We start from the raw sequence: 13,136 nt of genomic DNA on the forward strand, positions 1-13,136 counted from the left end.
GGCGCCGGGGCAGCCGTGGCGGCACGAGAACGACGGTTACACAAAAAGCAGAATCATGGGCAAGAGGCTAAGGGAAAACATCACTTCACGCTACGTCGAGGCTGCCAACAGCCTCACGTCGAAGAAGGCCAGGCGAAAGATTGTGGCCTATGTGGAGAGCTACGATGACATATTGTTTTGGCGGACGGTGCTCGACCGCTTTGAGGACGAGACGCGCTTCTTCGAGGTAATGCTGCCGTCGCGCGGCACGCTCAAGCGCGGCAAGAAGTCGGTGCTGATGAATTTCATCAGCGAGAACGTAGGGCGCGACATGATAGCCTGCGTCGACGCCGACTACGACTACCTGTTGCAGGGCATCACACCCACGTCGGCCAAGATACTGAACAGCCCGTACGTGTTCCACACATACGTTTATGCTATTGAGAACTACCAGTGTTACGCCTCCGGATTGCACAATGTGTGCGTCATGGTGACGCTCAACGACCATGCCATTTTCGACTTCGAGGAGTACATGAGGCAGTATTCGCTGGCATGCTACCCGCTGTTTGTGTGGTCGGTGTGGATGTACCGCACCGGCAACTACAACGACTTCTCGCTCACAGACTTCTGCAAGGTCATCGACCCGGGGGGCTTCAACGTGTTCCATCCGCAGTCGTCGATAGACCACCTGCGCGGCAAGGTGATGCGCAAGGTGCACTATCTGCAGAGCCGCTACCCCAAGGCCAAGGCCTCTTACCGCCGGCTGCAGCAAGAGATGGAGCAGCTTGGGGTGACCCCCGAGACCACATATCTATACATACAGGGGCACCACATCTTCGACACCGTGGTGGTGCCGATACTCAACAAGGTTTGCAACAAGCTGCGCATGGAGCGCGAGAACGAGATAAACCGCACATCGGTGCACCGCACACAGATGCGCAACGAGATATCGTGCTACGAAAACAGCATCGAGAACATTGGCTCGATGCTGAAGAAAAGCGTGGGCTATATGGCCAGCCCGCAGTTCAGGCGACTGCAGGCCGACGTAGAGCGGTATCTCGAGTCGTGCGACCAAAGGCGGCAAAAGCCCGGCGGGGGGCCTGGGGCAGAAGGCTCTCAGGCAATGTAAGTCTCAAGGAACTTCACCTTGCCGCTGACGCCCACAATGCCCGTGGTGGCCGGCAGAAGCAGCGTATGGCCGGCGCTCAGCGTGGCCGACGTGCCGTCGTCGCAGGTAAGCGTACCCTCGCCGCATACCCCTATCAGTATCACGAAGCTGTCAAGTTCGGAGTAGTCGAGCGTCATAGGCTCGTCAAGGTCGTAGAGCGCCGTGCGGAAGTAAGGGCAGTCTACCAGCTCGGCCGGTTCGTTCTTTACTCGGTCATATTCCGTGCGGTAGCTTTCCTGCACCTGGTAGTCAATGGCGTCGGCGGCTTCGGCGGTGTGCAGCTCGCGGAAATTGCCGTCCTTGTCCTTCCGCTTGAAGTCGTATATCCTGTAAGTCACGTCGCTCGTCTGCTGTATCTCGGTCAGGAAGCACCCCGCCCCTATGCTGTGGATGCGCCCCGAGGGTATGTAGAAGCAGTCGCCTTCCTTCACATTGTACCTGCTTATGGCGTCGCATATTGTGCCGTTGGCCACAAGCGCCTTGTATTCGTCGGGCGTTATGCTTCTCTTCAGGCCCACCATCAAGGTGGCCGACGGCTCAGAGTCCATCACATACCACATCTCGGTCTTGCCCCGTTTGCGCCCGTGGCGCATGGCGGTGGCGTCGTCCGGGTGTACCTGTACCGACAGGTCGCCGGCGGCATCGATAAACTTGATGAGCAGTGGAAACTCGTCGCCGTATCGCAAGTAGTTGTCACGGCCCAGCAGCCTGTCACGCAGCGTTGCCACAAGCTCGTTGGTTGTCAGCCCGTCGTAGGGCCCGCCGTCGACCACGGTCTCTTGTCCCTTGACGCCGGAAATCTCCCAGCTCTCACCCACTTGGCCCATGTTGCATTCCAGCCTCTTGAAGGGGGCAATCCGTTCTCCCCCCCAAATGGTTTGCTTTAGTAGCGGTTTGAATTTAAAAATGTTTGCCATGATTGTATGATATAGGTTGCATCAGTTCTCTTTCCAGAAACTGTGCGTGAACAAAACTAGTACTGTCATAATCTCAAGGCGGCCTATCAGCATCAGAAGCGAGCAAAGCCACTTCACGCCTTCGGGCAAAGAGCTCCACGACATGGTGGGCCCTATGGTGTTGCCAAGCGCCGGGCCCACGTTGCTCAGGCTGCTCAGTGCAATGGTAATGGCGTTGGTGTCGTCGACGCCGGCCAATATGATGACCGTGGCGGCAAGCAGGCATATCAGAATATACGTCACGAAGAACGCCAGGAGCGACGGCACGTGGTTCATCTGTATGTTCTGCCTGTTTATCTTGATGGGCAGCACGGCGTTCGGGTGGAGTATCTGCTTGAACTCGTTGCGTATTATTTTCAGTATCATCACGCCGCGTATGCACTTGAGGCCTCCGCTGGTCGAACCGGCGCACGAGCCTATGAACATGCAGAAACCGAGCACGACCCATGTGAAATGCGGCCATTGGCCGGCATCGTCGGTAAACATCCCGGTGGTGGTGATGAAGGTGACGACCTGGAACAGGGCATGCCTTACGGCGTCGCTCGCCCCGTATCCGCTGCGGCTGACGAGGAAGTAGGCAATGAGCGAGGTGGCTATGGCTATCACGAAGCAGTATAGCTTGAACTCGGAGTTGGTCAGCAGCTTTGTGAACTGCCTCTTGAAGAGCACCACGTAAATCAGTGTGAAGTTCATGCCGGCCAGGAATTGGAATACGGTGGCTATGTACTCGATGGACGGCGAGTTGAAGTGGGCCAGGCTGTCGTTGTATGTTGCGAAGCCGCCAGTGCCGGCTATCGACATCGAGAAGCACACGCTGTCGAACAGCCCCATGCCCGCCACGTGGAAAAACAGCACGCAGCTGGCCGTGATGGCTAAGTATACGGTCCATATCCACTTTGCGTCGGTGCTCAGCCGCGGGTGCATCTTTGTCTTTATCGGGCCTGTCGACTCGGCGGCAAACACCTTGATGCTTCCTCCGACCACCGACGGCAGTATGGCGATTGTGAAGAACACTATGCCCAAGCCGCCTATCCAGTGGGTCAGCGACCGCCAGAACAGTATGGTGTGCGGCAGGCACTCAACATCGTCGATGATGGTTGCGCCTGTCGTGGTGAATCCCGACATGGTCTCGAAATAGGCGTCTGTGACACTGGGCACGTAGCCGCTGATGAGTAGCGGCAGCATCCCGAATGCGCAGAACACCACCCAGATGAGTGCCACCACGAGGTATGCCTCGCGCCTGTTGAGCTCGTTTCCGGCGTTGCGGCCGAGGTATTTGAATATCAGTCCGCTGCATATTGTGAGCATCATCGATATCAAGAACGCCATCGCGTCGTCTTCGCGGTAGCACAATGCCATGACGAGGCACGACAGCATCATGCCTCCTTCGAGGAAGAGCAGCTGCCCGATGATCTTTGATACGATGTCGAACCTTACCATATAGAGGCCGCTTTGAAGAATTTTTCCATCTTGTTCATCTTTTGCTCGTGGCAGAATATCATCACCGTGTCGCCGGCTTCGATTTGCGAGTTGCCGTTGACGAGCATGCCGACGTCATTGCGCACCAGTCCGCCGATGGCCACCCCGAACGGCAGCCCGAGGCTTTTCACAGGTTTCTTTGTCACGGGCGAGCCCTCCTCGGCGGTAAACTCAGCAACGTCTGCGTCGACCATCATGAGCGAACGCAGGTTGCTCACCTTGGCGTCGAGCATCATCTGGTATATGTGGCTGGCGGCTATGGTCTTCTTGTTGATGATTGTTCCGATGTCAAGTTCTTCGGCCATGTCCACGTAGTCGAGGTTTTCCACCATGGCGATGGTCTTCCTCACCCCGAGCCTTTTGGCCGTGAGGCATGCCAGGATGTTGGTTTCGGCATTGCTTGTCAGGGCTACGAAGGCCTGTGTGTGCTTTATTCCTTCCTCCATGAGCAGGCTTATGTTGCGCCCGTCGCCGTGGATTACCATGGTGTCGGTGTCGCTGAGCAGCTCGTTGAGTTGCTCGCAGCGGTGCTCGTCGGTCTCGATTATCTTTATGTCAAGGTATTTGGGGGCAGTCAGTGCCGCCCTGACGGAAGTCTTGCCTCCCCCCATTATTATTACGTTTTTGACGTCGGCATATTGCTCCTTGCCCACAATCTTCCTGATATACGGTATGTATTCCTTGGTAGTCATGAAGTAGGCGAGGTCGTTCAGCCTTAGCTCGTCGTTTCCTCCCGGTATTATTGTCTCGCCTTCGCGCTTCACCGCCACGATGTGATAGGGGTCGTCGGGGCCGCACAGTTCCCTCAGCGGCCTGTTAAGTATCTCGCATGTGGCCCTGAGCTTTATGCCGAGCATGACCAGCGCCCCCCCATGCACGTCCCATCTCTGCCTTACCCAGCTCATCTTGAGACCGTTGTTGATGTCGATGGCGGCCAGCACCTCGGGGTAGATGAGCGAGTCTATGCCGATGTTCCGGAAGAAAGAGCCCATCTTCGGCGACAGGTATTCATAGTTGTCTATGCGTGCCACCGTCTTCTTGGCGCCTATGGCGTGAGCCATGATGCACGACGTCATGTTGCGGCTCTCGTCGGGGGTGACGGCCACGAATATGTCTGCGTCTTCGGCCCCGGCCTCCTTCAGGGTCTTGATGCTTGTGGGCGACCCTTCCATAGTCATTATGTCGTACTCGCTGTCGAGGCCTTCCAGCCTCTCGGCGTCTTCGTCCACGAGCGTGCAGTCTTCGTGGTCGCGCGACATGAGCCGTGCCAAGTGAGTTCCCACGGCTCCGGCTCCGGCAATGATTATTTTCATTTTGTTTGTCTTAGTGGTGTTTCGTAATCGTCTGCTTGGCGGTCATTGCGCCTTGCTGTCGCCGCATATCCCGGTTATGGCCTTCTTTATGCCGTCTTTGTCGATGCCCGTTATGTGCATCAGCTGCGGCACGGTGCCGTGTTCCACGAACGAGTCGGGCAGCCCGAGCCTCACGATGCGGGGCGCAAAGCCGTTGTCGGCCATCCACTCGAGCACAGCCGTGCCCATGCCTCCGGCCCTTATTCCGTCTTCGACAGTGACTATGCGGCTGAACCGCCGGCCCACCTCGGCCAGCAGTTGCCCGTCGAGCGGCTTGAGGAAGCGCACGTCGTAGTGGGCCACGGTGAGCCCCGGGTGTTCCTTCTCGGCCTCGGCTATGGCCTTGGCAGCCTCGTTGCCTATGTGCCCTATGGTCAGCACGGCCACGTCGTCGCCGTCTTTCAGCTTCCGGCCCGTGCCCACCTCAATCTCCGTGAGCGGGCAGTGCCAGTCGGGCAGCACCCCCCGGCCGCGCGGGTAGCGTATCACGAACGGCCCCTTGCCGGGCAGTTGGGCCGTGTACATGAGCCTGCGCAGCTCATGCTCGTCCATCGGCGCGGCAATGGTAAGGTTGGGCACGGGGCGCAGCGCGGCCATGTCGAACGCCCCATGGTGCGTCGGGCCGTCTTCGCCGACCAAGCCCGCCCTGTCGAGGCAGAGCACCACGGGCAGCCCCAGTATGGCTACGTCGTGTATTATGTTGTCGTATGCCCGTTGGGCAAAGGCGCTGTAGATGTTGCAGAACGGCTGCAGCCCCTCTTTGGCCATGCCCGCCGAGAAGGTCACGGCGTGGCCCTCGGCTATGCCCACGTCGAACACGCGGCCCGGCATAGACTTCATCATGATGTTCATAGAGCAGCCTGTGGGCATGGCCGGCGTCACCCCGACTATGTCCGGGTTGGCCTCGGCCAGCTCGAGCAGCGTGTTTCCGAACACGTCCTGGTATTTTGCCGGCAGCCCTTTCTCGTCGTCGCACAGGCGTTCGCCCGTGCCCACGTCGAACTTTCCGGGGGCGTGCCACAACGTGGCCGCCTTTTCTGCCGGTTTGTAGCCTTTGCCCTTGGTGGTGTGCAGGTGCAGCAGCTTTGGCCCTTTCATGTCTTTGAGCTGTCGCAGTATGCGCACGAGCTCCATCACGTTGTGCCCGTCGAAGGGGCCGAAGTACCTTATGTCGAGCCCCTCGAATATGTTTTGCTGGTGGCTGAAGGCCGACTTGAGCGCGTTGCCCAGCCTTATCAGCCCCTTGCGGCGGTCGTCTTCCAGGTAGCCTTTGGAGCGCAGCCATTTCGACAGCTTGAACCTCAGGGCGTTGTACGTCTCGTTTGTGTTCAGCCCTATCAGGTATTGCTTCATCCCCCCCACGCTCCTGTCTATGCTCATGTTGTTGTCGTTGAGTATTATCAGGATGTCGTTGGGGGTCGACGATACGTTGTTGAGCCCTTCGAAGGCCAGCCCGCCGCTCATGGCCCCGTCGCCTATCACGGCCACCACCTTGCGTTCGGCAGCCTTGCCATTGCCGCCAGTGGCCCCTTGCTCGGCGGCGATTTTCTCCAGCCGCTTCTCGGCCACGGCCATGCCCAGCGCTGCCGATATGGAGTTGCTGGCGTGGCCGCAAACGAAGGTGTCGTAGGGGCTCTCCTTGGGCGAGGGGAACGGCATGATGCCGTGCAGCTTGCGGTTGGTGCAGAACGCCTCTTTGCGCCCTGTCAGTATCTTGTGGCCGTAGGCCTGGTGGCCCACGTCCCATACTATTCTGTCTTCGGGGGTGTTGTAAACATAGTGCAGTGCCACGGTAAGCTCTACTGCTCCGAGGCTCGAGGCGAGGTGGCCGGGATTTACGGACAGCTCGTCGAGTATGTCTTTCCGCAGTTCGTCACAGACCTCAGGCAGCCGGTCGGCCGGCAGCTTGCGCAGGTCTTCGGGGTACTGAATGTGGCTCAAAAGGCCTAAGTCATCGTGTCTCACTATTAGTAATGATATAGAATAAGCCATGCAAAGATACACTATTATTTCGATAAAATGACTTTTGTTAGCAATAAAATGCGTATCTTTGCGATGAATCAAATACAATTATACATATATGAGATATGCCATCATTGGTACAGGGGCCATAGGCGGGTTCTATGGCGGGAGGCTGGCAAGGGCCGGCTTCGACGTGCATTTCCTTCTGCACAGTGATTTTGAGTATGTTCGGGATAACGGTCTTAGGGTAGATTCTTACGACGGTTCGTTTGTCATAAGCCATCCGCAGGCTTATGCCTCGGTTGCCGACATGCCCCCTTGCGACGTGGTCATCGTGGCCCTGAAGACCACGGCCAACGGCGGTTTGCCCGCCATGCTCGCGCCGCTGCTCACTGAGCGCACGCTCGTGTTGCTGATACAAAACGGCGTCGGCGTTGAGGCCGATGTCGAGGCGGCACTGCCCGGGGTGCAGCTGGCGGCCGGACTGGCTTACATCTGCACCACTAAGGTGGGCCCGGGGCACATAGAGCACACGAGCAACGGCAAGCTGAGCGTGGCCAACTACTCGTGCCGTGACCAGGGCCTGATAGACGGGTTGCTGGCCGACCTTGGGGCGGCGGGAATACGGGCGTCGGCCGTCGACTATGCCAAGGCGCGGTGGATGAAAGCCATGTGGAACATGCCGTTCAACGGCCCGTGCTCGGTGCTCGGCCAGACCACCGACCGCATGTTGGCCTCGCCCTCCGGCGAGCGGCTCGTGAGGGCGCTGCTGGCCGAGGTCATAGGCGCAGCCCGCGCCTGCGGGGCTGTGGGAATAGACGAGAGCGTGGGCGAGCGCATGATTGAGATGACGCGCAACATGCCGCCTTACTCGCCCAGCATGAAGGTTGACTGCGACCTGGGCAGGCCCATGGAGATAGAGTATCTTTACACCAAGCCCATAGCCATGGCGCGCGCCGCCGGCTATGCCATGCCCCACATGGAGATGGTCGAGATGCAGCTGCGCGCCATCGAGGAGCTGCGCGCTGTCGGCCCGGCCGTGGGGCAGTAGCGCGCGTTGCGCCGCTGGCGGCGCTTTCGTGGCCATGGCCTTTGTAACATTATTTCAGCATCGTGCCCTTTCCGCCGCACAGCCTGCCGGCGGGCGTGTTGCGGGGCGGTGCGGCTGTAGCGCCAAACGGGCCGTTTCGCATTGCGATTCGGCCCGTTTTGCTGTCTGGTTTGGCCCGTTTCGGGGCGCAATGCGGGCCATGTGGCCCGGCAGGGCTGCGTTTGTAATAAAGTTTCATGACCGCTGCCGCCTGCGGCGGGGCAGGGGCGGCATTGCCGTGGCGGCCGCTGGTAGTTTTGATGTGGAAATTTTTAATAATCAGGATGCGTATTTAACCGATACAGATTGCCGTTTTACATATTTTTATTATATTTGCAATTGTTTGGAAAAGAACGGCTGGCTTGGTGCATCCACAGGTTTGGTGCATACCTGTTTCTTGCAGGTGAAAGGGATGTGGTATGTTTTATACAGAATAAAAAATATAAATTTATGAAGAAAATCAAATTTTTTGCGATGGTGTTCATGGCTTTGTCGGTGCAATCGGCACTGGTGTCGTGTGGTGATGACAACCCCTCGGGTGACGGCGGGATAGAGCAGGGAGGCCAGACGGGTGGCGGCTCCGGCGACGGGGGAGGCCAGTCGGCCCCGGGACTGTCGACCGTGGAGCAGAAGCAGAGGCTGGAGCAGGCCGCCAACGAACTGATGGGCCTTGTCGATGCGGCCGACTTCTCGAGTGTGGCCGACCTCATTGACTATGTTGCCGAAAACTCGTCGGACGGCAGCGAGGTAGACAGCTGGTTTGACCACTGCGCAGGCTTGTGCGAGTTGTCGGCCACCGACGACCTTGTGAAGAATGTGTACAAGGCGTCAAACTTCTACGGTCAGTTTGAGCTGCGCAACGGCAGGTGGACGCAGACGGCCAGCAACGTGCAGTATCTGGAGTTCCGCTTCACCGACGGCAGCGGCGCTCCGTGCAGCCTGAGGCTCGACTGCTCGGGGGCGGAGACGCCTGTTCACCACGACTCGTTCGACGATGAAGAGTGGGACTACAATTACAGTTCCGACGGATATTATTCGGTCATGACGCGCATAGAGAACACATTTGTGGTGCCCGAGCGCATAGATGTGACCCTCACCCAGGGCGGGGCCACGCTCGCCACGGCATCGCTGGGCTCAGACATCAGCATAAGCAGCGGCAGTGGCGACTTCGACTACAAGCGCGACCGTGCCGAGCTGTCGCTGGCCGTTGCCGTGGGGGCCTATGGCGTGGCCGTCGACAGGGTGGCATTCAACGCCGGGCGCACGGCAGCCTTCTCGCAGAAGCTCACCAAGGACGGCCGCGAGCTCGTGACGCTGGCAATGGAGGCCGACGGCGACCTGACCGACGACGACAACCTTACGGGCCGGCTCACGTCGCTCGACTTCAACATACTCGACAAGGTATGGCTGAAAGGCAGCATCAGCAGCATCGACAGGTTTGCACGATACCTTGAGTCTGCCGGCGCCAACAGCCGCGACGAAGCTGCCTACAAGGCCGACCTCGAGAGAGCCAACGGCCTGATGGAACTCGGCCTTTACTTTGCCGGAGTGGACGGCCCGAGCGCAAGCATGCGGCTGTATCCGTTTTCCGAAAGGGGGTATAATGGCGAAGAGTGGTACTGCGAGCCGGTGCTGGTGTTCCCCGACGGTTCTTCGTATTCAACCATGCAGTCGTATTTCGCCGACGGTTTCTTTGAGAGCGTGATAGAGAGCTTCAAGAAGCTGGGCGATGATTTCGTGAGAGTGTTTGACCAGGAGGCAGGCGCATGATGGTTGCATCTCGTCGCAGGCCTGTAGTTTCCGGCCGCCGTGGGCGCCGCCGGTGCCGCCGCCGCTGAATGGTGGGGCAGGTGGTTGCCATGGCCATGGCCTGCATGGCCGCCGCCGCAGGGCATGAGGCGTCGGCCGACAGTGTGGGCACGCTATCCCGCGAGTTGCGCCAGGTTAGCGTGACGGGCCGCAGGGTGAGCTCGCAGCTGGCGTCGGACAGGGGCGTGAGCGTGGTGGGCATGGGCCTCATGCGCAGCATGCCGCGCATACTGGGCAACGCCGACCCGCTGCACTACGCCCAGATGCTGCCCGGCATACAGACGGGCGGCGAGTATGATGCCGGACTGCACATACAGGGCAGCGACAACTCGCACAACATGTTGGCCATCGACGGTGTGCCGATATACAACGCCGCCCATCTGCTGGGCTTCTTCTCGGTGTTCAACGCCACCCATTTCTCGTCGATGCGCATAGGCAAGTCGGCCACTGCGGCGGCGGCCCCCAACCGCCTGGGCGGCATGGTAGACATGCAGGCGGGGCGCGACAGGCCGCCCGGGCCCACGGGCGACGTGGCCGTGGGGCCCATGTCGTCGCAGGCAACGGTGAGCCTGCCTGCCGGGCGCAGCTCATGGCTCACGCTGTCGGCCAGGGCGGCATACTTCAACCTGCTTTACTCGCGGTGGCTCGAGGTAGACGGCGAGGAGCTTGGATATTTCTTCCACGATTACAACCTTACCTACACCTACGCCCCCGACAGCCGCAACAGGCTGTGGGCCGAGGTGTATTACGGTGGCGACGATGCCTCGTACGGCGACGGCGGCTATGGCATGGACATCTCGCTCGGCTGGGCAAACTTCATGGCTGCGCTCCACTGGGATCACTCGTCGGGCGCCACCGGCATAGGGCAGTGTGTTTACTACACACGCTACGGCAGCCGTTTGGGCCTGAGCCAGCCGTCGGTTGGCCTGAGCCTCGAGTCGCGCATAGCCACCGCCGGCTACAAGGCCGAGGCCCGCTTCGGGCAGGCTTCGGCCGGCATAGACGCCGCATGGCACGACGTGAGCCCTCAGGAGCCGCGCGCCGACGGGGCAACGGCCGGGAGGGTGGCGGGCCAGGGGCGCCAGCTGGCGGCAGAGGTGGCCCTGTGGGGCGGGTGGAACTGCAGGCTGGGCCGCGGTCTCGAACTGGATGCCGGTCTGCGTGCCACGCTCTATTCGGCCGGCGGCAAGGCCCGCTTTGCAGCCGACCCTACGGCCACGCTGTCATGGCGCGTGTCGCCCGGGGCAAGGGTTTCGCTGAGCGGCGGCGTAAGGCATCAGTACCTGCTGCGCACGGGCTTTTCAGACGTGGGGCTGCCAACCGAGTTTTGGTTTGCCTCGGGCTACGGGCAAAGTCCGCAGTATGGCATCGGCGCCTCGCTCGCCGCCGAGGTTTACCTAGGGCGGAGGGCATGGCGCATAGAAGCCGAGGCGTATTGCAAGCGGCTCTGCCACCAGGTTGAGTATGGCGGCAATGTGCTTGACTTTGTTTTCGACGATTATTCGCTCAACGACGTGCTCATTGCCGGCGACGGCCACAACGTGGGGCTCAACCTGCTTGTAGAGCGGCGCAAGGGGCGGCTGACGGGCTGGGTGGCCTACTCGTTCGGGCTGGCCCGGCGGCGCTTCGGCCGCGCAGGCGCGACAGGGTGGTGCCCCGCGGCCCACGAGCGACCCCACGAGCTCAACGCTGTGGCCACCTTCAAGGCGGGGCGGCGGTGGAGCTTCGGGGCGGCCATGGTGGTGGCCTCGGGCACGCCCTACACGCGCGTGGAGCGGTTTTATATGCTGGGCAACCACGTGCTGTCCGACTATGGGCCCCACAACGGCGAGCGGTTGCCCCCGTATGTGCGCCTCGACCTGTCGGCAAGCTACGACTTCAGCGTGGGCAGGGGCCGGCGCAGCGGCATCAACCTGTCGCTCTACAACGTGACCGCCCACGACAATGTGTTGTTCTACAGGCTCAAGGTCAACGAGGTGGAGTATGCATACCGCCCCTTTGCCTTTGCCCTGAGGCTGATGCCATCGGTAAATTATTATTTCAGTTTCTGACATTATGATATCATCCAGGTTGTTGAGGGCAGTGCCGGCCCTTGCCGTTGCCCTTGCCTTTGCGGCGTGTGAGCGTGGGTTTGGCGACGCGGCAGAGCCGCAGCTTGTGGTAGAAGGGTGGATAGACAGCGGTGGGTTTCCGGTTGTGATGCTGTCGCGGACGGTGCCCATAACCGACGAATACCGCCCCACCTCCTAGCTTGCCGACTACGTTGAGCGGTGGGCGAGGGTGGCCGTGGCCGACGGGCAGCGCGAGGTGGTGCTCGTGGGAAGGCACGACGCCGACTGCTTTCCGCCTTATGTCTATACCACCTCCGACTTGCGCGGCGAGCCGGGGCATACATACCGGCTTACCGTAGACTGCACAGACGGCACACATGCCGAAGCCACGGCCACCATCCCCGAGCCTGCGCCCATCGACTCGTTTGCCGTAGAGCCCGTGGCCCACGCCGACTCGCTGCGCCGGGTGTACGCCTTTGTGGGCGGCAGGCGCGACAGTTGCTTCTACAAGCTGTTCACCCACGTCTTGGGCAAGCCCTATGGATATATGTCGGCTTACCTCGGCATTGCCGAGGGGCGCATGCTTCCCGCCGACGGCAAGATGCCCGTTAACCCCGGCCGGCTTAACATCGACTCTGATTTCACGCCCTGTTTCGAGGCCGGCGACACGGTAATGGTAAAGCTGGCGAGCATCACCGAAGAGGCCTACCGCTTCTGGCGCGACTTTGAAGACATGACCACGCTGTCGCGCAACCCGCTTTTCCCTGTTACCAACAATTTGCACTCAAACATCGACGGCGGCCTTGGCTATTGGTTTGGCTACGGGGCCTGCTTTGCAACGCTGACGGTTGGGCCTTGACGTTGGCCTGGCCCGGCGGATGGCTGCATGGCCCCGGGCGGCCGTCGGTTGCCCAGGGCCGCAATAGGCCATCAGGGGCCAAAACGTTTTCGCGGCATTGCCGGCATCCTGTAGGCCGCCTTGTCTTGGCGCGCCCCGCCATGCCCAAGGCTGTGGCGCAGGCCATGCAGCCTGGCAATGCCGCGAAAACGTTTTGGCCTCTAATGGCATGTTTGGGTTGAAAATGGTTGTGAAAAGGTTGCAATGTTGGTCATAATGTCATAAAAACTGCATCTTTCGTGGAAAAAATGTTTGGCCGCTCAATAACGGCAATGGCTTTTCGTGGATTTTATAGATACACCAATCTTAATGTGAATTATGGCATCTATAAAACTTAAATTACGTGAGTTCGACGAATTCAAAACAAAGCAAGCTGTGTGTCAAATGTACGT

General features: G+C 59.8%; 10 protein-coding genes. 6 read left to right on the top strand and 4 right to left on the bottom strand.

All coding sequences use genetic code 11. From position 1 onward, the window contains the following. Window positions 1-55: 55 nt before the first annotated feature. Complete coding sequence (locus tag M3089_RS12190; protein ID WP_249084401.1) at window positions 56-1,108, top strand: DUF4435 domain-containing protein; 1,053 nt, start codon at window positions 56-58, stop codon at window positions 1,106-1,108. On the opposite strand, the gene M3089_RS12195 is transcribed toward M3089_RS12190, so the two are convergent. Genes M3089_RS12195 through dxs form a run of 4 tightly spaced genes read right to left on the bottom strand, consistent with a single transcriptional unit; the run spans window position 1,096 to window position 6,926 of the window. Next, window positions 1,096-2,064 carry a type I phosphomannose isomerase catalytic subunit gene (locus tag M3089_RS12195; protein WP_249084402.1) on the bottom strand — a complete coding sequence of 323 codons (969 nt, stop codon included), beginning with the start codon at window positions 2,062-2,064 and terminating at the stop codon, window positions 1,096-1,098. The genes M3089_RS12190 and M3089_RS12195 overlap by 13 nt on opposite strands. A gap of 21 nt (window positions 2,065-2,085) precedes the next feature. After that, window positions 2,086-3,543 carry a TrkH family potassium uptake protein gene (locus M3089_RS12200; protein ID WP_249084403.1) on the bottom strand — a complete coding sequence of 486 codons (1,458 nt, stop codon included), beginning with the start codon at window positions 3,541-3,543 and terminating at the stop codon, window positions 2,086-2,088. Then, complete coding sequence (gene trkA / locus M3089_RS12205; protein ID WP_205107337.1) at window positions 3,537-4,895, bottom strand: Trk system potassium transporter TrkA; 1,359 nt, start codon at window positions 4,893-4,895, stop codon at window positions 3,537-3,539. Before trkA ends, M3089_RS12200 begins: the two co-directional genes overlap by 7 nt. 42 nt (window positions 4,896-4,937) lie before the next feature. After that, a complete protein-coding gene (dxs, locus tag M3089_RS12210; protein ID WP_249084404.1) occupies window positions 4,938-6,926 on the bottom strand; it encodes a 1-deoxy-D-xylulose-5-phosphate synthase in 1,989 nt (662 codons plus the stop codon). 88 nt (window positions 6,927-7,014) lie between these two features. Between dxs and M3089_RS12215 the strand changes: the two genes are divergently transcribed. The 5 genes from M3089_RS12215 (at window position 7,015) to M3089_RS12235 (ending at window position 12,705) form a co-directional block, all read left to right on the top strand. Beyond that, the gene (locus M3089_RS12215) at window positions 7,015-7,947 is read left to right on the top strand and encodes a 2-dehydropantoate 2-reductase (protein ID WP_249084405.1); all 933 of its coding nucleotides are present in this window, start codon (window positions 7,015-7,017) and stop codon (window positions 7,945-7,947) included. A 489-nt stretch (window positions 7,948-8,436) separates the two neighbouring features. Continuing rightward, window positions 8,437-9,756 (top strand): hypothetical protein, encoded by a 1,320-nt coding sequence (locus M3089_RS12220; protein WP_249084406.1) that lies wholly within the window; start codon window positions 8,437-8,439, stop codon window positions 9,754-9,756. Window positions 9,757-9,824: 68 nt separating this feature from the next. Further along, entirely contained in the window at window positions 9,825-11,846 is a 2,022-nt protein-coding gene (locus tag M3089_RS12225) for a TonB-dependent receptor plug domain-containing protein (RefSeq protein WP_249084407.1), read from the top strand. Window positions 11,847-11,850: 4 nt separating this feature from the next. Continuing rightward, the gene (locus M3089_RS12230; protein ID WP_249084408.1) at window positions 11,851-12,045 is read left to right on the top strand and encodes a DUF4249 domain-containing protein; all 195 of its coding nucleotides are present in this window, start codon (window positions 11,851-11,853) and stop codon (window positions 12,043-12,045) included. A gap of 30 nt (window positions 12,046-12,075) precedes the next feature. Next, complete coding sequence (locus tag M3089_RS12235) at window positions 12,076-12,705, top strand: DUF4249 family protein (protein WP_249084409.1); 630 nt, start codon at window positions 12,076-12,078, stop codon at window positions 12,703-12,705. Window positions 12,706-13,136 lie beyond the last annotated feature (431 nt).

This window comes from Marseilla massiliensis (genome assembly GCF_023336985.1).
Classification (GTDB): Bacteria; Bacteroidota; Bacteroidia; order Bacteroidales; family Bacteroidaceae; genus Prevotella; species Prevotella intestinigallinarum.